Annotated in this window: 17 protein-coding genes; 8 read left to right on the top strand and 9 right to left on the bottom strand. The window is 69.4% G+C overall.

Features of this window, described 5'->3' with window-relative positions:
• The first annotated feature begins 88 nt into the window (after positions 1-88).
• Positions 89-1,054: a bifunctional riboflavin kinase/FAD synthetase gene (locus tag OG246_RS41095; protein WP_266474458.1), complete on the top strand. Its 966-nt coding sequence runs from the start codon at positions 89-91 to the stop codon at positions 1,052-1,054.
• Between the two features lie 46 nt (positions 1,055-1,100).
• Here OG246_RS41095 and OG246_RS41090 read toward each other — a convergent pair whose 3' ends face one another.
• From OG246_RS41090 to OG246_RS41060, 7 genes are all read right to left on the bottom strand, one after another.
• Complete coding sequence (locus OG246_RS41090) at positions 1,101-2,117, bottom strand: ABC transporter ATP-binding protein (RefSeq protein WP_266474457.1); 1,017 nt, start codon at positions 2,115-2,117, stop codon at positions 1,101-1,103.
• Positions 2,114-3,130: an ABC transporter ATP-binding protein gene (locus OG246_RS41085; protein WP_266474456.1), complete on the bottom strand. Its 1,017-nt coding sequence runs from the start codon at positions 3,128-3,130 to the stop codon at positions 2,114-2,116. The genes OG246_RS41090 and OG246_RS41085 overlap by 4 nt, the downstream gene beginning before the upstream one ends.
• Positions 3,127-4,077 carry an ABC transporter permease gene (locus OG246_RS41080; RefSeq protein WP_266474454.1) on the bottom strand — a complete coding sequence of 317 codons (951 nt, stop codon included), beginning with the start codon at positions 4,075-4,077 and terminating at the stop codon, positions 3,127-3,129. Before OG246_RS41080 ends, OG246_RS41085 begins: the two co-directional genes overlap by 4 nt.
• Positions 4,074-5,144, bottom strand: coding sequence for an ABC transporter permease (locus tag OG246_RS41075; RefSeq protein WP_266474453.1), 1,071 nt, complete (start codon positions 5,142-5,144; stop codon positions 4,074-4,076). Before OG246_RS41075 ends, OG246_RS41080 begins: the two co-directional genes overlap by 4 nt.
• 100 nt (positions 5,145-5,244) lie before the next feature.
• A complete protein-coding gene (locus OG246_RS41070) occupies positions 5,245-7,083 on the bottom strand; it encodes an ABC transporter substrate-binding protein (RefSeq protein WP_266474452.1) in 1,839 nt (612 codons plus the stop codon).
• A 330-nt stretch (positions 7,084-7,413) separates the two neighbouring features.
• Positions 7,414-10,713: an SCO5717 family growth-regulating ATPase gene (locus OG246_RS41065; protein ID WP_266474451.1), complete on the bottom strand. Its 3,300-nt coding sequence runs from the start codon at positions 10,711-10,713 to the stop codon at positions 7,414-7,416.
• Between the two features lie 531 nt (positions 10,714-11,244).
• Complete coding sequence (locus tag OG246_RS41060) at positions 11,245-11,562, bottom strand: DUF397 domain-containing protein (protein ID WP_266474437.1); 318 nt, start codon at positions 11,560-11,562, stop codon at positions 11,245-11,247.
• Positions 11,563-11,911: 349 nt separating this feature from the next.
• On the opposite strand from OG246_RS41060, the gene rpsO reads away from it, so the two are divergent.
• The 5 genes from rpsO to OG246_RS41035 all read left to right on the top strand — a co-directional run bounded on the left by rpsO (position 11,912) and on the right by OG246_RS41035 (position 17,454).
• Positions 11,912-12,199: a 30S ribosomal protein S15 gene (gene rpsO, locus OG246_RS41055; RefSeq protein ID WP_019064787.1), complete on the top strand. Its 288-nt coding sequence runs from the start codon at positions 11,912-11,914 to the stop codon at positions 12,197-12,199.
• Between the two features lie 414 nt (positions 12,200-12,613).
• Positions 12,614-14,830 carry a polyribonucleotide nucleotidyltransferase gene (locus tag OG246_RS41050; RefSeq protein WP_266474436.1) on the top strand — a complete coding sequence of 739 codons (2,217 nt, stop codon included), beginning with the start codon at positions 12,614-12,616 and terminating at the stop codon, positions 14,828-14,830.
• Positions 14,827-16,206 (top strand): pitrilysin family protein, encoded by a 1,380-nt coding sequence (locus tag OG246_RS41045; protein WP_266474434.1) that lies wholly within the window; start codon positions 14,827-14,829, stop codon positions 16,204-16,206. The genes OG246_RS41050 and OG246_RS41045 overlap by 4 nt, the downstream gene beginning before the upstream one ends.
• 34 nt (positions 16,207-16,240) lie before the next feature.
• A complete protein-coding gene (gene dapB / locus OG246_RS41040) occupies positions 16,241-16,993 on the top strand; it encodes a 4-hydroxy-tetrahydrodipicolinate reductase (protein WP_266474432.1) in 753 nt (250 codons plus the stop codon).
• A 5-nt stretch (positions 16,994-16,998) separates the two neighbouring features.
• Positions 16,999-17,454 (top strand): hypothetical protein, encoded by a 456-nt coding sequence (locus OG246_RS41035; RefSeq protein WP_266474430.1) that lies wholly within the window; start codon positions 16,999-17,001, stop codon positions 17,452-17,454.
• 99 nt (positions 17,455-17,553) lie between these two features.
• Here the strand turns inward: OG246_RS41035 and OG246_RS41030 are convergent, their stop codons facing one another.
• Entirely contained in the window at positions 17,554-18,111 is a 558-nt protein-coding gene (locus OG246_RS41030; protein ID WP_266474428.1) for a PH domain-containing protein, read from the bottom strand.
• 90 nt (positions 18,112-18,201) lie between these two features.
• The gene (locus tag OG246_RS41025; RefSeq protein ID WP_266474425.1) at positions 18,202-18,456 is read right to left on the bottom strand and encodes a hypothetical protein; all 255 of its coding nucleotides are present in this window, start codon (positions 18,454-18,456) and stop codon (positions 18,202-18,204) included.
• Between the two features lie 202 nt (positions 18,457-18,658).
• Between OG246_RS41025 and thyX the strand changes: the two genes are divergently transcribed.
• Both thyX and dapA read left to right on the top strand, forming a co-directional pair.
• Complete coding sequence (thyX, locus tag OG246_RS41020) at positions 18,659-19,399, top strand: FAD-dependent thymidylate synthase (RefSeq protein ID WP_266474424.1); 741 nt, start codon at positions 18,659-18,661, stop codon at positions 19,397-19,399.
• A gap of 210 nt (positions 19,400-19,609) precedes the next feature.
• Positions 19,610-20,509: a 4-hydroxy-tetrahydrodipicolinate synthase gene (gene dapA, locus OG246_RS41015; protein ID WP_266474422.1), complete on the top strand. Its 900-nt coding sequence runs from the start codon at positions 19,610-19,612 to the stop codon at positions 20,507-20,509.
• Positions 20,510-20,560: the final 51 nt, after the last annotated feature.

Here is a 20,560-nt window from a genome sequence, read left to right as displayed (position 1 = left end):
GGAGAGCACCCGGCATGGCACTCTTAGAGCTGCGATTGAGGCAATCACGGACACAGGTTCGACGAGTTTGCGACAAGGAGCAGTCACAGTGCAGCGCTGGCGTGGCTTGGAGGACATCCCCGAGGACTGGGGGCGCAGCGTCGTCACCATCGGTTCCTACGACGGGGTGCACCGCGGACACCAGCTGATCATCCGGCATGCCGTGGACCGCGCCCGCGAGCTGGGCGTTCCCTCCGTCGTCGTCACCTTCGACCCGCACCCCAGCGAGGTCGTGCGCCCCGGCAGCCATCCCCCGCTGCTCGCCCCGCACCACCGCCGCGCCGAACTGATGGCCGAGCTGGGCGTGGACGCCCTGCTCATCCTGCCGTTCACCAAGGAGTTCTCGAAGCTGTCGCCCGCCGACTTCGTCGCGAAGGTCCTGGTCGACAAACTGCACGCGAAGGCCGCCGTCGAGGGCCCCAATTTCCGCTTCGGCCACAAGGCCGCCGGCAATGTCGACTTCCTGCGGGAGCAGGGCCGGACGTACGACTTCGAGGTCGAGGTCGTCGACCTGTACGTGACCGGTGACGCGGGCGGCGGCGAACCCTTCTCCTCGACCCTCACGCGGCGGCTCGTCGCCGAGGGCGACGTCGAGGGCGCGCGCGAGATCCTCGGGCGTCCGCACCGTGTCGAGGGCATCGTCGTACGAGGCGCCCAGCGCGGCCGCGAGCTGGGCTTCCCGACGGCGAACGTCGAGACCCTCCCGCACACCGCCATTCCCGCCGACGGCGTCTACGCCGGCTGGCTGCACGTCGCGGACGAGGCGATGCCGGCCGCGATCTCCGTGGGCACGAACCCCCAGTTCGACGGCACCGAGCGAACCGTCGAGGCGTACGCCATCGACCGCGTCGGCCTCGACCTGTACGGCCTGCACGTCGCCGTCGACTTCCTCGCCTTCGTACGCGGACAGGCCAGGTTCGACTCCATCGACGCGCTCCTCGTGGCCATCGGGGACGACGTGAAGCGGTCGCGGGAACTGATCGAGGCGTACGAGGCAGAGGCCGACTCCGAGTAGCTCTTTCCCCGTACACCGGTACGTCGACGGGGGCGGCCGGTGGCCTTTATGTAGCGACCTGTGCCCTCGCCCAGTGGCACGCGACCTGCATCTCCGCACCCCCGCCCAGCACCTCCAGATCCTGCCCACGGCACGCGTCCGCCACCCCGGCCCGCTCCGCCTCCCCGCTCGCCAGGACCTGACAGCGGGCGTGGAAACGGCAGCCGGAGGGGATGCGCGACGGGTCCGGGGGCTCGCCGGTCAGCACGACCGGGTCGCCCGGAGCCTCCGGCAGGACGGACAACAGGGCCTGGGTGTACGGGTGCTGAGGTGCCGTCAGGACCTGTTCGACCTCGCCCGTCTCCACGATGCGGCCCAGGTACATCACCGCGACCCGGTCGGCGATGTTCCACGCCAGACCCAGGTCATGGGTCACCACCAGGGCGGACAGGCCGAGTTCGGCGCGCAGCCGCAGGAGCAGGGCCAGGATCTCGCCGCGTACGGACGCGTCCAGGGAGGCCACCGGCTCGTCGGCGACGATGAGTTCGGGCTCCAGGACGAGCGCGCCCGCGATGACGACACGCTGGCGCTGGCCGCCGGACAGCTCGTGCGGGTAGCGCAGGAAGAAGCGATCCGGAGGACGAAGTCCCGCCCGGGAGAGGGCTTCCGCGACCGCCGCCCGCTCGTCGCCGCCGTACCGGTGGATGCGCAGGCCCTCGGCGACCGCGTCGTACACCGTGTGCCGGGGGTTGAGAGAGCCGCTCGGGTCCTGGAGGACCAGCTGGACACGTTTGCGGTACGCCTTCAGCGAGCGTGAGGAGTAGTCGAGGGGCTTGCCGTCAAACGTGACGCGGCCCCCGGTCGGCGGGACGAGACCGAGCAGCGAGCGGGCCAGCGTCGTCTTGCCGCAGCCCGACTCGCCGACCAGGGCGACGATCTCGCCGCGCCGGATGTCGAGGTCGACCCCGTCGACGGCACGGGCGCGGTCGGCACCGTGGCGGCCGGGGAAGGCGATGTGCAGGCCCTCGGCGCTGAGCAGCGGTGATGTCGTCACGGGAGGCGCTGTCACGGGAGGTGTCGTCATGGAATGCTCCTCGCTGGTTCCGCTTCCACGGCCGCGTCCATGTGTACGCAGGCCGCCCACCGTCCCGCCCCCGCGTCCCGCAGTGCCTGGTCTTCCGTCACACAGGAGTCGAGCGCCACCGGGCACCGGGAGTGGAACGTACAGCCGGACGGTAGCGCCGAGGGGTCCGGCGGGTCGCCCGGCAGGCCGCGCGGCGCGAACCGCGAGGCCGGGTCGCCGATGCGCGGGAAGGCGGCCGACAGGGCCTTGCCGTACGGGTGCCGGGCATCCTCGTAGACCTTCTGTGCGGGCCCTTCCTCGACCACGCGACCCGCGTACATCACCGCGAGCCGGTCGCAGGTGTCGGACAGCACCGCGAGGTCGTGGCTGATCATGATCAGGCCCAACTCCTGCTCGGTGACGAGCTGTTGGATGAGGCGGAGAATCTGCGCCTGGATCATCACGTCGAGCGCGGTGGTCGGTTCGTCGGCGATGACGAGCCGGGGATCGCAGGCCAACGCCATGGCGATCATGACGCGTTGGCGCTGGCCGCCGGAGAGCTCGTGCGGATAGGCGTCCGCGCGGGCGGCGGGCAGGCCCACGTGTTCGAGCAGTTCGCCGGTCTTCCGCTTCGCGCCCGCCGGAGTCGCCTTCTTGTGCAGCAGGATCGGCTCGGCGATCTGGTCGCCGATGCGGTGTACGGCGTTCAGCGAGTGCATCGCGCCCTGGAAGACGATGGAGGCGCCCGCCCAGCGGACCGCCCGCACCCGGCCCCACTTCATCTTCAGTACGTCTTCACCGTCGAGCAGGATCTCGCCGGTCGTGCGCGTGCCGGCCGGCAGCAGCCGCAGCAGCGCGAGCGCCAGTGTGGACTTGCCGCAGCCGGACTCGCCCGCGATGCCGAGTTTCTGGCCCGCGTCGAGCGCGAGGTCCACACCGCGCACGGCGGCCGCTCCACCCGCGTAGGTCACTTCGAGGTTCCGGACCTCCAGGAGACGGTGACCGGTCGTATTCGGTTCGGTCGGAGTGCTCAACGTGCCACCCCCAGCTTGGGGTTGAGGACCGATTCGACCGCGCGCCCGCACAGCGTGAACGCCAGCGCGACCCCCGCGATCGCGATACCCGGCGGCACCAGATACCACCACTTCCCGGCGCTGACCGCGCCCGCCTCCCGCGCGTCCTGGAGCAGCCCGCCCCATGACACGACCGTCGGATCGCCGAGTCCGAGGAAGGCGAGCGTCGCCTCGGCGAGGATCGCGGAGGAGATGATCAGCGTCGTCTGGGCCAGCACCAGCGGCATCACGTTGGGCAGGACATGGCGGGACATGATGTGCCAGTGCCCGCCGCCGAGCGCCTTGGCCCGCTCGATGTACGGCCGCGACTCCACCGCCAGTGTCTGCGCGCGCACCAGCCGGGCCGTCGTCGGCCAGGTCGTGACACCGATCGCCAGGATGATCGTGCCGAGCGAACGGGACATCACGGTCGCCAGCGCGATCGCGAGGACGAGGGTCGGCATGACCAGGAACCAGTCCGTGATCCGCATCATCACGGTCGCGAACCAGCCCCGGAAGTGTCCCGCGGTGATCCCGATGAGTGCGCCGATCGCGACGGAGAGCACGGCGGCGAGCAGCCCGACGAGCAGGGACACCCGGGCGCCCCACACCACGAGCCCGAGCAGATCACGCCCGAACTGGTCGGTCCCCAGCGGGAATTCGGCGCTCGGGCTCTCCATCGGACCGCCCGGCGCGTTCGTCACGCTCTGCACGTCGGAGCCGACGGTCAGCGGTGCGGTCAGCGCGACGAGCGCGAAGAGGCCGAGGGCGGCGAGGCCGAGGACGCCTGCCCGGTGGGTGCGGTACTGCTTCCAGAAGCGGGCGGCGGAGGCTCGGCGGCGCTGCCGGGCCAGTGTGCGCGGGCTCGCTGTCGCCACTTGCGGGGCCGCTTCGGTCGGCACCGGCCCGTTCGACTCTGTTGTGGTCATCGGCCCACCCGTGGATCCAGCAGCGGATAGATCAGATCGGCCAGCGTGTTCATCACGATCACCGCCGCCGCGAAGAAGAAGAACAGCCCCTGAACCAGGGGCAGATCGGGCACGCTGAGCGCTTGGTAGAAGAGCCCGCCCAGGCCCGGCCAGGAGAAGACGGTCTCGACGAGGATGACGCCCGCGACGGTCCGGCCGAGGTTGATGAAGATCAGCGTCACGGTCGGCAGCAGGGCGTTGGGCACGGCATGGCGGCGCCGTACGAGGTCGTCCCGCAGGCCCTTGGCCCGGGCCGTCGTCAGATAGTCGCTGCCCATCTCGTCGAGCAGCGCCGAACGCGTCACGAGCAGGGTCTGCCCGTACTCGACGGCGACCAGCGTCACCACCGGCAGCACGAGATGGTGGGCGACATCGGCGACGTACGCGAAACCGGTCTCGCCGTTCCCCGACACCATGCCGCCGGTCGGGAAGAGCCCGGGGATCGGGCCGATGCCCACCGAGAAGACGATGATCAGCAGCAGCCCGAGCCAGAAGGACGGGATGGAGTAAAGGGTCAGCGCCAGACCGGTGTTGAGGCGGTCGGCGATCCCGCCGTTGCGCCACGCCGAGCGGGTGCCGATGAAGATGCCGAGCGCCGTGTAGAGGATGAACGACGTGCCGGTGAGGAGGAGGGTGTTCGGGAGCGCCTCGGTGATCTTGTCGATGACGGGGGCACGGAACTGGTACGACGTGCCGAGGTCACCGGTGAGCGCCTTGGCGCAGTAGTCCGTGAACTGTTCCCACATCGGCAGGTCGAGCCCGAACTCCTTGCGGTAGTTGGCGAGTTGTTCCGCCGACACCTGGCGGCCGCCCGTCATGTACTTGACGGGGTCGCCGGGGATGAGCCGGAAGAGGAAGAAGCTGGTGACGAGGACGGCGAGCAGGGAGACGGCCGCGCCGCCCAACTTGCCCGCCACATACCGCGGATAGGCGGTCCTGTTGCGCGCCCGCGGCCTGCGGACCGACGGCCCGGCCTCAGCCGGACCGCCGGTCGCCTCGACCAGCGAGGGTGTTGCTTCAGCGGTCATGGACTCTCACTCGGTGGAGGCGGCTCGCTGCTCGTGGCTCCGTAGTGGCGGTGTGCGTGGCTCGGTAGTGGTGGTGTGCCAGTGGGTGGCGTGCGCGGGGCTACTCGCGGTCCTCGGCGGTCGAGCGGCGCCGCATCGCGAAGAACGCCCCGGCGCCCACGAGGACGGCGACGCCCGCGACGATGCCGATGATGACCCCCGTCGAGCTCGAACCGTCGGAGGACTCACCGGAGGAGGCCGCCGGAACCGCCGACCACCAGCTCCAGTAACCGTCCTGGCCGTAGATGTTGCCCGCGGCCTTGGGCATCGTCTCGATCGACCCGATCTGGTCGGTGCGGTAGGCCTCGACCGCGTTCGGGTACGCCATGACGTTCATGTACCCGGTGTCGTACAGCCGCGACTGCATCTGCTTGACGAGATCCGCCCGTTTGGCGGTGTCGTACTCGGCGAGCTGCTGCCCGTACAGGTCGTCGAACTGCCTGTCGCAGATGAAGTTGTCGGTCGCACCCGTGTCCTTGGGGGTCGTCGGGAGCGCGCCGCAGGTCTGGATCGACAGGAGGAAGTCGGGGTCGGGGTTGGCGGACCAGCCGTCGAAGGCGAGGTCGTACGTGCCCGCGAGCCAGGGATCGGTCACATTGTCCAGGCAGTTGAGGGTGACCCCTATGCCGAGATCGCCCCACCACTCCTTCAGGTACTGTCCGACCGCCTTGTCGTTCGGGTCGGTGGCGTGGCACAGGACGCGGTAGTCGATCGGCTTGCCGTTCTTGCCGACGCGCTTGCCGTCACCGTTCTTCTTGTAGCCCGCCTGGTCGAGGAGTTGGGCCGCCTTTGCAGGGTCGTACGACAGGACCTGGCTCGCGGACGGCTTCCAGAAGTACTCCGCGAAGCGCGGCGGGATGTATCCGGCGCCCTCGACCGCGTGGCCCTGGAAGACCTTGTCGAGGAGGGCTTTGCGGTCGACGGCCATGAACAGCGCCTGCCGCACCTTCTCGTCGAGCAGTGACTCGTGCCCGTCGCCGAACTTCTGCCCGTTCTTGGCCTGGGCGCCCGGGTTGACGGCGAGCGCGTAGAAGCGGCGGCCCGGCGCGTCGTTGACCTTGATGTTCTTCTGGGTGCCGAGGGTGGCCGCCTGAGCGGGCGTCAGACCGAAGGTGAAGGACACCTCGCCCTTCTGCAGGGCGGCGACGGCGGCATCGTTGTCCTTGTAGTACTTGAAGACCAGCTCGTCGAACTTGGGCGAGCCGCGCCAGAAGCTCTTGTTGGCCTTGAGTCGTACGTAGCTGTCGGCCTTGTAGTCGGTGAGGATGAACGGTCCGTTGCCGACGACGGGGAAGCTCTTGTCGTTGTTGAACTTCGAGAAGTCCCCGACCTTCTCCCAGACGTGTTTGGGCACGATCGGTACGTCGAGCGCGGCCATGGTGGCCTGCGGCTTCTTCAGCTCGATGACGAGTTCGGTGGGGCTGGGGGCCGTGACCTTCTTGAAGTTGCCGACGAAACTGCCGTTGGCCGTGGCCGCGCCGTCGTCGGTCATCATCTTGTTGAAGGTCCAGGCCGCGTCCTCGGCGGTGGCCTGCTCGCCGTCCGACCACTTGGAGTCGGAGCGGATCGTGTAGGTCCAGGTGAGCTTGTCCGCCGAGGGTTCCCACTTGGTGGCGAGTCCCGGGATCGCGTGGTTGTCCGCGGGGTCGTAGTTGGTCAGGTACTCGTACATGAGCCGGTGAATGCTCGTACTGACCAGACGGCTCGCCAGGAACGGGCTCAGCGAGTCGACGCTCTGCGCGACCGCGACGGTGAGGACGTTCTTGTCCGCCTTGGCCTGCGCCTGCTGGGGAGCCGGGTTGAGTGGGGTCGCGAGACCGGCGGTGAGGGTGAGCGCCGCGGCGCCCGCGGCGGCAATGAGCCGCAGGAGCCTTCTGCCGTGCTGATGCTGTCTGTTCATGGGTCGGTTCATGGGTCGGTGACCTCGCGTCATCGCTCGCACAGGGATGGCTTGTCGAACTGCTGGACCACGTTGATCGGGGAGACGCCGGCGGGGTTGGTGTGTGTGTCTACCAGCGGCGGTCTCCGCGAGTCAACGGCGCATGAACCCCATGTGGCCTGCGGAAATAACGAGTTGACGCGGATTTTTCGCTCATTGGTTCAGACCGCTGAAGCCCTCCTGGTGGGGGCCTGACGGCGGGAAACGCCCATGGATACGCGTAGGGCCCGCACCGTACGAAGACGATGCGGGCCCAGGCGGGAATCGGTCCCCCGAAAGGGGCCGATCGGGTTACTGCTGAGGGGGTGCCGGCGGCTGGAAGGGTTGACCGGGCTGGGGGTACGGCTGTCCCTGCGGCGGCGGATAGGCCTGTCCCGGTTGCTGCGGGTAGCCCTGTCCGGGCTGTTGGGGGTAGCCCTGACCGGGGTGCGGCGGGTAGGGCTGACCGGGCTGCGGCGGATACGGCTGCCCAGGGTGAGGCTGCTGCGGGGGCTGGGGAGCGGGCGGGGCCTGACCCGGTGCCGGCTGTCCGGGGGCCGGCTGGCCCGGGGCCTGCTGATACTGCTGCCCCGGCCCCTGCTGGTACTGCTGACCGGGCAGCGGCGGCGCGGCCACCGGCGGCGGGTTGCCGTCCGACGTCCAGAGCCCGTGGGACTGCTGGTGGCGCGCGATGTCCTCGGCCACCATCGCGGAGAGGTTGAAGTACGCCTCCCGGACCTTGGGCCGCATCATGTCGAGGTCGACCTCGGCGCCCGCGGCCAGGTGCTCGTCGAAGGGCACGGTGATGACGCCCCGGCACCGCGTCTCGAAGTGGGAGACGATGTCCTCCACCTTGATCATCTTGCCGGTCTCCCGCACACCCGAGATGACGGTGATGGACCGGGAGACGAGATCCGCGTACCCGTGCGCCGACAGCCAGTCCAACGTCGTACTGGCGCTGCTCGCACCGTCGACCGACGGCGTGGAGATGATGATGAGCTGGTCGGCGAGGTCGAGCACACCGCGCATGGCGCTGTACAGCAGACCCGTGCCGGAGTCGGTCAGGATGATCGGGTACTGCTTGCCCAGTACGTCGATCGCGCGCCGGTAGTCCTCGTCGTTGAACGCGGTCGACACGGCCGGGTCGACGTCATTGGCGATGATCTCCAGGCCGGAGGCCGCCTGGGACGTGAACCGCCTGATGTCCATGTACGAGTTGAGGTACGGGATCGCCTGGACGAGGTCACGGATGGTGGCCCCGGTCTCGCGGCGCACACGGCGCCCGAGCGTGCCCGCGTCCGGGTTGGCGTCGATCGCGAGGATCTTGTCCTGCCGCTCGGTGGCCAGCGTCGACCCGAGCGCGGTGGTCGTGGTCGTCTTGCCCACACCGCCCTTGAGGCTGATGACGGCGATCCGGTAGCACGACAGCACCGGCGTCCGGATCAGGTCCAGCTTCCGCTGCCGTTCGGCCTCCTCCTTCTTCCCCCCGAGCTTGAACCGCGAGGACGCTGCAGCCGGACGACCGCTCTTGGCCTTCTGCCTCTTGTTGTTGAGCAGCCGGTCGGAGGAGAGCTCCACGGCCGCCGTGTACCCGAGAGGGGCGGCACCGGGGTTGGTGGGCTGGCGCTGGTCGTGCTGCACGGGCTGCGGCCAGGCCGTTCCGGCACGGGGGTCGACCGGCGCGTGCGCCTGCGGGGCGGGCGGAACGGCGGGACCCTGCGGGGGCTGTGCCTCGTACTGCTGCGGCGCGGGCGGTTGGCCCGGCTGCGGTTGCGGCTGCCCCTGCTGCGGGTACGGCGGGGGCGCCTGCGTCGGCGGGAGCGGGGGACGCGGGTCGGCGGGGGGTACGGGCTGCGTGGGCTGCGCGGGCTGGTTCGGGAAGCCGTAACCCGCTTGTGGTGCGGGGGAGTTGGGTGCCTGCGGGGCGGGCGGCTGGTTCGGGAAGCCGTAACCGGCCTGCGGCGCGGGCTGCTGCGGAGGGAAGCCGTATCCCGGCTGCGGGGCCGGGGGCTGCGGGACTGCGGGTGCTCCAGGCTGCGGGAATCCGTAACCGGCTTGCGGTGCAGGCGGGTTGGGCGCCGCCGGAGCCGGACCGGGGGCAGGCGCGGGGGCGCCGGGCTGCGGGAATCCGTAGCTGCCCTGCGGGGTGGGGCTCGGGGCCGGAACGCTGGGCTGCGGGAACCCGTAACTGCCCTGCGGTACGGGAGCCGGAGCCTGCGGCGGCGCCGGAATCGGGTTCTCGGCGGCGGGCGGGTACACCGGCGCGGGTGCATGCGCCGGGCCGGTGGAAACGGGCGCGCTGGGGGAGGGCCACGCCGGTGCCGCGGGCTGGGGGGCGGGCGGTTGGAACGGCTGGCCCGGCTGGGGGGTGGTGGGGGGCGGGGCCTGCTGGAACGGCCGGCCGGGTGCAGGGGCCGGTGCCGGCGGCTGGAACGGCTGGCCCGGTGCCGGTGCGGCCGCATGCGTCTGGGGCGGGACCGGCGCCTGAGCGGCGTCGGCCGCCGCGGGTTCGGTGGACGCCGGCCACTGCGCGGCGGGGGCGGGTGCCGCAGGCTGATAGGCGGGCGGCAACGGAGGCAGCCCACCCTGGGGCAACGGCGGCGGAGCCCACGCGGGGGGAGCGTCCTGAACGGCATCAGCCGCGTCGGATACGGCTTCGGGTTCTACGTCCTGGGGCGCGGCGTCGTGAGGCTCCGCGTCATGGAGCTTCGTGTCCTGAGGCTGAACGTCCTGAGCGTCGGCATCCTGGGGCTCGGTGTCCGCTGCGTCGGGCCCCGGGGGCACGTCGTCGTCGGCCGCATCGTCGTCGGCTGTGGCGTGCAGTTCCACAACGTCTGCGATGTCCGCAGCTTCCGGGGCAACCGCCTCGTCGGACGCATCACCCGCGTCGGAGGCGGCCACTTCGGCCTCGGTCTCGACTTCTTCGTCCGGGTCTACGTCGTTGCCGGCGCCGTCCTCCGCGTCCGCCGAGAAGGTCTCCTCGGACTCGGACTCGGACTCGGACTCTGCTTCGGGCTCGGGCTCCGCTTCGGGCTCGACCGACGGGGTGACCACGACCTCAGGTTCGACCACAACCTCAGCCGAAGCCGGTACCGGATCCGGCGCCGGAGACGCACCAGCCCGCTCCGCGAATTCACGCTTCAGAGCGACAGGAGAGATCCGCATTGTGGCGCCACTCTCAAGATCCCCGTTATCGGAGTCGGCGTCCGCCTCGCCCCCACCCTCGCCGGAAGAAGCGACGACCGGCGGAGCCGGAACGGCGGCAGGCGGCGGCGACCACTGTGCCTGAAACCCACCCGCGGAGAAGTTCGGCAGAGCCGTCGGCCCACCGGCACCCGGCCCAGGCAGCGCGGCGGGAGGACTCGGCTCCGCCGTCGCGGGCTCGGGCTCGGGCTGGCGCTCGGGCTCGGGCTCCGGCTCCGAGGACTCCTCGTCCGAACCCTCCGTGCCCCCCGAAGCCCCCGAACCCCCCGACGCGTTCTGCGTGTACCAGGCCGGCGGCGCGTAGTCGATAGTGAACTCGCCCGTCGTCTCGACGGCGGACTCCGCGTCGGAGTGGTCATCGCCGGGTGTGGCCCAGCCCCCGCGGTTCCCGTCCCGATCGCTGTTCACAATTCCTCCTGGTGTGGTCGAGCACCCTCATGCCGTGCCGGGGCGACCGTCTCTTGTCGTGCGAAGTCGTCCGAAGCTGTCCGAGGTCGACCGATTCACCCGGCTCTCCCCCTGGACGCGGGCGGCCGTGCACGGGTCTGGCGTCGCGCCCGGTCCCAGCCTAATCACCACGACTGTCAGTACGGCAGGCCCGTCCACCCCACCGCTGCTGCCCACTACGACACATCCTGCCCAGAGGTGGCGTAAACGCTCTCCCCAACGATGAATAAACCGGGCGATAGTGGTGAACAAGTCGAACAGAAGAAGGTCTGAAACGGTCTCAAACCCCCCATTCCTGGCGGAGTTTGTGTCGGATCGGTCCACCCTGCGTGGCGTACCCAACAATCCGGTCTCGGCGTCAGTACCGACTGCCGTCATGGGACCGCACGATCACCGTAGAAGGGGACCGTCACACTCACGCTATCCACCAGGCGCCGCCCGACCTACCGCGGACGCGGCGCCACCCCGACCGACACCAACCCCCCTCCCCGGCTACTCGGCCGGCACGCCACCGTTGTGCGGCGCGGGCTCCAGATCGAACTCCCCGTCCCGCGCCCCGAGCACGAACGCCTGCCACTCCGCCTCCGTGTACCGAAGCACGGTGTCGGGGTCGAGCGACGACCGCATGGCCACGGCCCCCTCCGGCAGATACGCGATCTCGACGCGCTCCTCGTGCTCCTCGGTACCCGGCGCGCTCTGCCACTCGACGCCGGAGATGTCGAGGGCGTAGAGCTCGTTCTTCTCCCGCTCCTTGCGCGCCTTGACGTCCTCGGCCTGCGTCTCGACGTCGTTGTCCTGTCCCTCGGCCATGGTGCGACGGCCCCTTCCTGACACGCGAACGAACTGTGCGTTCACCCTACTTGGCAGAGCGTGTTCCGTACGGGGAAACGAGCAGGTCACGACCCCGGCCTGCACCTGCACGGCGATGTACCGTTCCTGTTCGGCGGCGGCTGTGATCGCGGGGTTCCGGGGACCCGGCCTCCGGGCAAACGCGTCCCGCCAGGCTGGTACCCTGTGTAACGGCCGCTTGTGTACGCACCCCCAGAGCTCACCGCTCCGGAGGCCGCGCCCGGCGGATTCCGCCTCCGAGTATCGGAAGCTCCCCTGAGATGTGGACCAGGGGCACTCGGTGGCACATCACAGACTACGAGGAGTACGCGTGTCGCTCGACGCCGCAACGAAGAAGCAGCTCATCAGCGAGTTCGGTCAGAAGGAGGGCGACACCGGCTCCCCCGAGGTCCAGGTCGCCATGCTTTCGCGCCGGATCTCGGACCTGACCGAGCACCTCAAGACCCACAAGCACGACCACCACTCCCGCCGTGGTCTGCTGATCCTGGTCGGTCAGCGCCGTCGCCTGCTGCAGTACCTCGCCAAGAAGGACATCCAGCGCTTCCGTGCGCTGGTCGACCGCCTGGGCATCCGCCGCGGTGCGGCGGGCGCCAAGTAAGACGCCGTGAAGGGAGCGGTTCCCACTTCTAGGGGGCCGCTCCTTTTGCTGTTTGCGCCCCGCGTACGGACCGCTCCACGTGGTCTGCGGGCGGATCGCAGTACACGCTCTACGTGCGGAGTGTCACTGACGCTTTGTAGTGTGGTAGCACAACGCAATACGCATGACACAGCACGTACGGCACAAGCCCGTACGACACAGCGTGATGAAGCCCTGCCCGCCGGGTAGGGCACCGTCACGAAACTGAACGAGGAGAAGCGCACCTCGCCGCCGCCGGTCCTCGGTAGTGGCCCCCGGGAAAATGCGAACCCGGGTGCTTCGATCGAAGACCGGCCAGCACCAGAAGGAGCGCTTCTCCGCCACCGTCCCCCTGCCACACGGGCAGGACGGGACGAAGACGAGGAGAAAACGCTAGTGGAGAACGAGACCCACTACGCCGAGGCCGTTATCGACAACGGTTCCTTCGGCACCCGCACCATCCGCTTCGAGACGGGCAGGCTGGCCAGGCAGGCCGCCGGCTCCGCCGTCGCGTACCTGGACGACGACACCATGGTGCTGTCGGCCACCACCGCTTCCAAGAAGCCCAAGGAAAATCTCGACTTCTTCCCCCTCACGGTGGACGTCGAGGAGCGGATGTACGCCGCCGGCAAGATCCCCGGCAGCTTCTTCCGCCGCGAGGGCCGTCCCTCCGAGGACGCGATCCTCACCTGTCGCCTGATCGACCGCCCGCTGCGCCCGTCCTTCAAGAAGGGCCTGCGCAACGAGATCCAGGTCGTCGCGACGATCATGGCGCTCAACCCCGACCACCTGTACGACGTCGTGGCGATCAACGCCGCCTCCGCGTCCACTCAGCTGGCCGGTCTGCCCTTCTCCGGCCCGATCGGCGGCGTCCGCGTCGCGCTGATCAACGGCCAGTGGGTCGCGTTCCCGACGCACACCGAGCTCGAGGACGCCGTCTTCGACATGGTCGTCGCGGGCCGCGCCCTGGAGGACGGCGACGTCGCGATCATGATGGTCGAGGCCGAGGCCACCGAGAAGACCATCCAGCTGGTCGCGGGCGGCGCCGAGGCGCCGACCGAAGAGGTCGTAGCCGCTGGTCTGGACGCCGCGAAGCCCTTTATCAAGGTGCTCTGCAGGGCTCAGGCCGACCTCGCCGCGAAGGCCGCGAAGCCGACCGGCGAGTTCCCGGTCTTCCTCGACTACCAGGACGACGTCCTGGAGGCCCTCACCGCCGCGGTCAAGAGCGAGCTCTCCCAGGCGCTCACCATCGCCGGCAAGCAGGACCGCGAGGCCGAGCTGGACCGCGTCAAGGAGATCGCCGCCGAGAAGCTGCTCCCGCAGTTCGAGGGTCGCGAGAAGGAGATCTCCGCCGCGTACCGCTCGCTGACCAAGTCCCTGGTGCGCGAGCGCGTCATCAAGGACAAGGTCCGCATCGACGGCCGAGGCGTCACGGACATTCGTACGCTCGCCGCCGAGGTCGAGGCCATCCCGCGCGTGCACGGCTCGGCGCTGTTCGAGCGTGGCGAGACCCAGATCCTGGGCGTCACCACCCTCAACATGCTCCGCATGGAGCAGCAGCTGGACACCCTCTCCCCGGTGACCCGCAAGCGCTACATGCACAACTACAACTTCCCGCCGTACTCCGTCGGTGAGACCGGCCGCGTCGGCTCCCCGAAGCGCCGCGAGATCGGCCACGGCGCGCTCGCCGAGCGCGCGATCGTGCCGGTCCTGCCGACGCGCGAGGAGTTCCCCTACGCGATCCGTCAGGTGTCCGAGGCCCTCGGCTCCAACGGCTCGACGTCCATGGGCTCGGTCTGCGCCTCCACCATGTCGCTGCTCAACGCCGGCGTGCCCCTCAAGGCCGCCGTCGCCGGTATCGCCATGGGTCTGATCTCCCAGGAGATCGACGGCCAGACGCACTACGTCGCCCTCACCGACATCCTCGGTGCGGAGGACGCCTTCGGTGACATGGACTTCAAGGTCGCCGGCACCAAGGAGTTCGTCACCGCCCTCCAGCTCGACACCAAGCTGGACGGCATCCCGGCCTCCGTCCTGGCCGCGGCCCTGAAGCAGGCCCGCGACGCCCGCCTCCACATCCTCGACGTGATGATGGAAGCGATCGACACGCCGGACGAGATGTCCCCGAACGCCCCGCGGATCATCACGGTCAAGATCCCCGTGGACAAGATCGGTGAGGTCATCGGCCCGAAGGGCAAGATGATCAACCAGATCCAGGAGGACACCGGCGCCGACATCACGATCGAGGACGACGGCACGATCTACATCGGTGCCCAGCAGGGCTCGCAGGCCGAGGCCGCGCGCGCCACGATCAACTCGATCGCCAACCCGACCATGCCGGAGGTCGGCGAGCGCTACCTGGGTACGGTCGTCAAGACCACCACCTTCGGTGCGTTCGTGTCGCTGCTCCCGGGCAAGGACGGACTGCTGCACATCTCGCAGATCCGCAAGCTCGCCGGCGGCAAGCGCGTGGAGAACGTCGAGGACGTACTCGCCGTGGGCTCCAAGGTCCAGGTCGAGATCGCCGAGATCGACTCCCGCGGCAAGCTCTCCCTGATCCCCGTGGTCGAGGGCGAAGAGGGCGACGACAAGAAGGACGACACCGACAAGTGACGTCAAGCAGCTCCACGGCGACGGCCCGCACCTCTTCCGAGGCGCGGGCCGTCGCCCGTACCCAAACCCTCATCAAGGGCGAGAACGGCATCGGTACGGTCCGCAAGACCACCCTCCCCGGCGGCCTGCGCATCGTCACCGAGACCCTTCCCTCCGTCCGCTCCGCCACCTTCGGCATCTGGGCGCACGTCGGCTCCCGCGACGAGACGCCGACGCTGAACGGCGCGACGCACTACCTGGAGCACCTGCTCTTCAAGGGCACCCAGCGCCGGTCCGCGCTGGACATCTCCTCCGCCATCGACGCGGTCGGCGGCGAGATGAACGCGTTCACGGCGAAGGAGTACACGTGCTACTACGCACGCGTGCTCGACACCGACCTCCCACTCGCCATCGACGTCGTGTGCGACATGCTCACCGGCTCGCTGATCGAGCAGGCGGACGTGGACGCCGAGCGCGGTGTGATCCTCGAAGAGATCGCGATGACCGAGGACGACCCGGGCGACTGCGTGCACGACCTGTTCGCGCACACCATGCTCGGCGACACCCCCCTCGGCCGCCCGGTCCTCGGCACGGTCGACACGGTCAACGCCCTCACCGCCGACCGCATCCGCCGCTTCTACAAGAAGCACTACGACCCGACGCACCTCGTCGTGGCCTGCGCGGGCAACGTCGACCACAACAAGGTCGTACGCCAGGTCCGCGCCGCCTTCGAGAAGGCGGGCGCCCTCAAGGGCCCCGACGCCACGCCGTTCGCGCCGCGCGAGGGCAGCCGCGCCATCCGTACCGCGGGCCGTGTCGAACTGCTCGGCCGCAAGACCGAGCAGGCCCATGTCGTCCTCGGCATGCCGGGCCTGTCCCGCACCGACGAGCGTCGCTGGGCGCTCGGCGTGCTGAACACCGCCCTCGGCGGCGGCATGTCCTCCCGCCTCTTCCAGGAGGTCCGCGAGAAGCGCGGCCTGGCCTACAGCGTGTACTCGTACACCTCGGGCTTCGCCGACTGCGGCCTCTTCGGCGTGTACGCGGGCTGCCGCCCGAGCCAGGTCCACGACGTGCTCAAGATCTGCCGCGACGAGCTCGACCACGTCGCCGAACACGGCCTCTCGGACGACGAGATCGGCCGCGCCATCGGCCAGCTCCAGGGCTCCACCGTCCTCGGCCTCGAGGACACCGGCGCGCTGATGAACCGTATCGGCAAGAGCGAACTGTGCTGGGGCGAGCAGATGTCCGTCGACGACATGCTGGTCCGGATCGCTTCGGTCACCCCGGACGAGGTCCGCTCGGTCGCCCACGACATCCTGGGACAGCGGCCCTCGTTGTCGGTCATCGGACCGCTCAAGGACAAGCAGGCGTCCCGTCTGCACGACGCGGTCGCCTGAGCCTTCGACCGTCCTCGACTAAGGAAGCAAGAAGATGAGCAAGCTGCGCGTGGCGGTCCTCGGTGCGAAGGGCCGTATCGGAGCCGAGGCGGTACGAGCCGTCGAGGCCGCCGAGGACATGGAGCTGGTGGCCGCGCTCGGCCGGGGCGACAAGCTGGAGACGCTGACCGAGACCGGCGCCCAGGTCGCCGTCGAACTGACCACGCCGGCCTCGGTGATGGACAACCTCGACTTCTGCGTACGGCACGGCATCCACGCCGTGGTCGGCACCACGGGCTGGACCGACGAGCGCCTCGCGCAGCTGAGGACCTGGCTGTCCGGCTCCCCGGAGACGGGCGTGCTCATCGCGCCCAACTTCTCCATCGGCGCCGTACTGACCATGAAGTTCGCCGAGGTGGCCGCGCCGTACTTCGAGTCCGTCGAGGTCGTCGAACTGCATCACCCGAACAAGGTGGACGCCCCCAGTGGCACCGCCACGCGCACCGCCCAGCTCATCGCCGCGGCCCGGGAGCGCGCGGGCAGCGCTCCGCAGCCCGACGCCACGGTCACGGCTCTGGACGGCGCCCGCGGCGCGAACGTCGACGGGGTCCCCGTGCACGCCGTACGCCTCCGGGGCCTCCTCGCCCACCAGGAGGTCCTGCTCGGCGGCGAGGGCGAGACCCTCACCATCCGCCACGACTCCCTCCACCACAGCAGCTTCATGCCGGGCATCCTGCTCGGCGCCCGCCGCGTGGTCACGACTCCGGGCCTCACCTTCGGCCTGGAACACTTCCTGGACCTGAACTAGAAGCCATGCGCGCGAAGATCACATACGCCATCACGGCGGCCGTCCTGGTCGCCTACTTCGTGCTGGTCGGCTGGCGTGGCGTCCTGCTCATCCAGGCCGGCACGCTCCTCACCGTCACCTTCGGTGTCGCGGTGCTGATCCTGCCGGTCATCGGCGTCTGGTTCCTCTGGAAGAACACCGAGTTCGTCCGCAAGGCCAACCGCCTCGCCGCCGAACTCGACGCCGAAGGCGGCCTGCCCGTCGACGAGTTGAAGCGCACGGCGGGCGGTCGCATCGACCGCGACTCGGCCGACGAGGTCTTCGCCAAACGCAAGGCCGAGACCGAGGACGCCCCGGACGACTGGCGCAGCTGGTTCCGCCTCGCGGTCGCCTACCACGATGCCCGCGACACCCCGCGCGCCCGCAAGGCGATGCAGCGAGCAATCGCACTGCACGAGGGCAGGCCTCCGGTGGAGGCTTGAGAGGTACGACGCCTCCGGTGGAAGCCTGAGAGGTACGACGAAGGGGCCGGCCCGCGATGTGCGGACCGGCCCCTTCGCAATTCCCGTCGGTGCAGAGCCTCAGGCCCGCCGGTACTCGTCGGCCCACACCTCGATGGCGTCCGCCGCCCGGTCGAAGGCCTCCATACGCGCCAGGAAGTCGGCGTTGTGCGAGGTCAGCAGCAGCGGTAGGTCCTCGGGCGCACGATCCCTGCGTACGAGGACCAGCGCCTGCCCCTGCACGGTGCGCGGCAGCCCGAGCCAGCGCACCGGCTGCTGCACCGTCCGTGCCGCGACGACCTGCTCCCAGGGCGTCGTAGTCGTACGGAAGAAGCCCACCCGGCGCAGCCCCTGCGAGCTCACCCAGACGCCCACCCGCAGCAGTCGCAGCGCGCAGAGTATGGCGAGCGCGGCCCCGCCGAGGAAGGTCGCGGCAGAGGCCGGGGTTCCGGTGACCGCGATGATCACCGCGGCGAACAGCACGTACGAGGCCAGCAGCAGGACGAGCGCGGCCGCGCCCACCCGCCACGGTCCGGGCCGGTAGGGACGCCGCCATTGGTCGCGGTCGTCGAAGGGCAGCGCAAGGTCGTCCGCCACCTCGTCAAAAGCGCGGTCCGCCGTCAGGAAGGGCAGGGGCACGATTGATCCTCACTCAATCCACACTTGGGCTGTGCCCGGTGAGGTTATCGAGCCGGGTGCCTGCTCACCACCCTTGGGGGTCCGGATGAGTCAGCGGCCGTTGGACGCTTCGGACTGGTGCGTCGTCGCGGATGTCTGGTCTGCGGACGACTTGTCCAGTGACAATGCGGGCATTCCGATGATCAGGGCGCCCACGAGCCCCGCGACCACGGTGAGTCCTATCAGCCATCCGCCGACCAGCTGACTGGCGGAAGGACGCTCACGGGGCGGGGGAGTGACATTGCTGCGGAACTGGTCGGCTTCGGCGATGAAGGCGAAGGGTACGGGCTCGCGCCGACGGAGCATGGGGACTGCTTCTCCTCTGGGGACTCGAACGAATCGTTGTCACCAATACAGACGAGCGAAAGCCCCAAGAGGTGCCCAGTTTCACCGAATTCGCAGAAGTTCGCCGCCTAATGTCGCGGCACGGCACCGAACGCCCCGTTGTCGGTGCCGGGCCGTAGAGTGGTCGCCGCCCGAGCCAGTGATGGGAAGGACCCTCTCCACCGTGACCGACACCCCCGCCGACGACCTCAAGCCCAGCTTCCGCACCGATGTCACCGTCGAGCTGGTCAAGCACACCGCGTCCGACTCGGACGTGCTGTTCGCCGCCCGCGTCTCGACCCTCGGTGAGCAGTCGCTGGACGAGCTGAAAAAGGACCCGGAGCGCTCAAAGGGCCTGCTCAACTACTTGATGCGGGACCGGCACGGCAGCCCCTTCGAGCACAACTCGATGACGTTCCTCATCAGCGCCCCGATCTTCGTGTTCCGCGAGTTCATGCGGCACCGCGTCGGCTGGTCGTACAACGAGGAGTCGGGCCGGTACAGGGAGCTCCAGCCGGTCTTCTACGTCCCGGGTGAGTCCCGCAAGCTGATCCAGGAGGGCCGCCCCGGCAAGTACGTCTTCGTCGAGGGCACCCCCGCGCAGCAGGAGCTGACGGGCCGCGTCATGGAGGACTCATACCGTCAGGCGTACGAGGCGTATCAGGAAATGCTCGCCGCCGGTGTAGCCCGCGAGATCGCCCGTGCGGTCCTCCCGGTAGGCCTTTTCTCCTCGATGTACGCCACCTGCAACGCCCGTTCGCTGATGCACTTCCTCGGCCTGCGCACCCAGCATGAGCTGGCCAAGGTCCCGTCCTTCCCGCAGCGCGAGATCGAGATGGTCGGGGAGAAGATGGAAGCGGAGTGGGCGAAGCTGATGCCGCTCACGTACGCGGCCTTCAACGCCAACGGGCGCGTGGCGCCGTAGCGCGCTTCCGCACGCCTTCCGGCACAGATGTACGGGTGGACCGAGCGAAGTGTCCGTATTGCGGCATTTCGAGAAGTTCATCTAGCCTGATCAAACGGACCCGGCACTGCTTGAACCCCCGAGCAGGCAGTGCCGGGCTCCACCTTTGTCACGACTTGTCGCCTGCCCCGAGGGCAGACCCCGCGTTGAGCAGCGAGTAGCGTATTACCCATGGCTCCGACCTCCACTCCGCAGACCCCCTTCGGGCGGGTCCTCACCGCCATGGTCACGCCCTTCACGGCGGACGGCGCGCTCGACCTCGACGGCGCGCAGCGGCTCGCAACCCACCTGGTGGACGCAGGCAACGACGGCCTGGTCATCAACGGCACCACCGGTGAGTCCCCGACCACCAGCGACGCGGAGAAAGCGGATCTTCTGCGAGCCGTACTGGAGGCGGTCGGCGACCGCGCCCACATCGTCGCCGGCGTCGGCACGAACGACACCCACCACAGCATCGAGCTCGCCCGAGCCGCCGAGAAGACCGGCGCGCACGCCCTGCTGACCGTGACGCCGTACTACAACAAGCCCCCGCAGGAGGGCCTGTACCGGCACTTCACGGCCATCGCCGACGCCACCGAGCTGCCGGTGATGCTCTACGACATCCCCGGCCGCAGCGGCGTACCGATCAGCACCGAAACCATCGTGCGCCTCGCCGAGCACCCGCGTATCGTCGCCAACAAGGACGCCAAGGGTGACCTCGGCCGGGCCAGCTGGGCCATCGCCCGCTCCGGCCTCGCCTGGTACTCCGGCGACGACATGCTGAACCTGCCGCTGCTCTCCGTGGGCGCGGTCGGCTTCGTGTCCGTCGTCGGCCACGTCGTCACCCCGGAGCTGCGCGCCCTGGTGGACGCCTTCGTGAGCGGCGACGTCCAGAAGGCCACCGAGATCCACCAGAAGCTGCTCCCCGTCTTCACCGGCATGTTCCGCACCCAGGGCGTCATGACGACCAAGGCGGCGCTCACCCTGCAGGGCCTGCCCGCCGGACCGCTGCGCGCCCCGATGGTCGAGCTGTCGCCCGAGGAGACGGCCCAGCTCAAGATCGATCTTGCCGCCGGCGGGGTACAGCTCTAAATACAGACTTCACAACTGAATATGTACGACCACGCAGGCCACAGGGCCTGC

It is taken from the genome of Streptomyces sp. NBC_00620 (genome assembly GCF_026341825.1).
Lineage (GTDB): Bacteria > Actinomycetota > Actinomycetes > Streptomycetales > Streptomycetaceae > Streptomyces.
The sequence above is the reverse complement of the archived record's forward strand: the minus strand, read 5'-3'. Positions and strand labels throughout refer to the sequence as shown.

What these genes read in the sequence shown, in the direction of transcription:
- dapA (WP_266474422.1), top strand. Translation starts at nt 19,610, where the DNA reads ATGGCTCCGACCTCCACTCCGCAGACCCCCTTCGGGCGGGTCCTCACC.
- OG246_RS41060 (WP_266474437.1), bottom strand. Translation starts at nt 11,562, where the DNA reads ATGGCCGAGGGACAGGACAACGACGTCGAGACGCAGGCCGAGGACGTC.
- OG246_RS41070 (WP_266474452.1), bottom strand. Translation starts at nt 7,083, where the DNA reads ATGAACAGACAGCATCAGCACGGCAGAAGGCTCCTGCGGCTCATTGCC.
- OG246_RS41075 (WP_266474453.1), bottom strand. Translation starts at nt 5,144, where the DNA reads ATGACCGCTGAAGCAACACCCTCGCTGGTCGAGGCGACCGGCGGTCCG.
- OG246_RS41035 (WP_266474430.1), top strand. Translation starts at nt 16,999, where the DNA reads ATGCGCGCGAAGATCACATACGCCATCACGGCGGCCGTCCTGGTCGCC.
- dapB (WP_266474432.1), top strand. Translation starts at nt 16,241, where the DNA reads ATGAGCAAGCTGCGCGTGGCGGTCCTCGGTGCGAAGGGCCGTATCGGA.
- OG246_RS41090 (WP_266474457.1), bottom strand. Translation starts at nt 2,117, where the DNA reads ATGACGACACCTCCCGTGACAGCGCCTCCCGTGACGACATCACCGCTG.
- OG246_RS41080 (WP_266474454.1), bottom strand. Translation starts at nt 4,077, where the DNA reads ATGACCACAACAGAGTCGAACGGGCCGGTGCCGACCGAAGCGGCCCCG.
- OG246_RS41025 (WP_266474425.1), bottom strand. Translation starts at nt 18,456, where the DNA reads ATGCTCCGTCGGCGCGAGCCCGTACCCTTCGCCTTCATCGCCGAAGCC.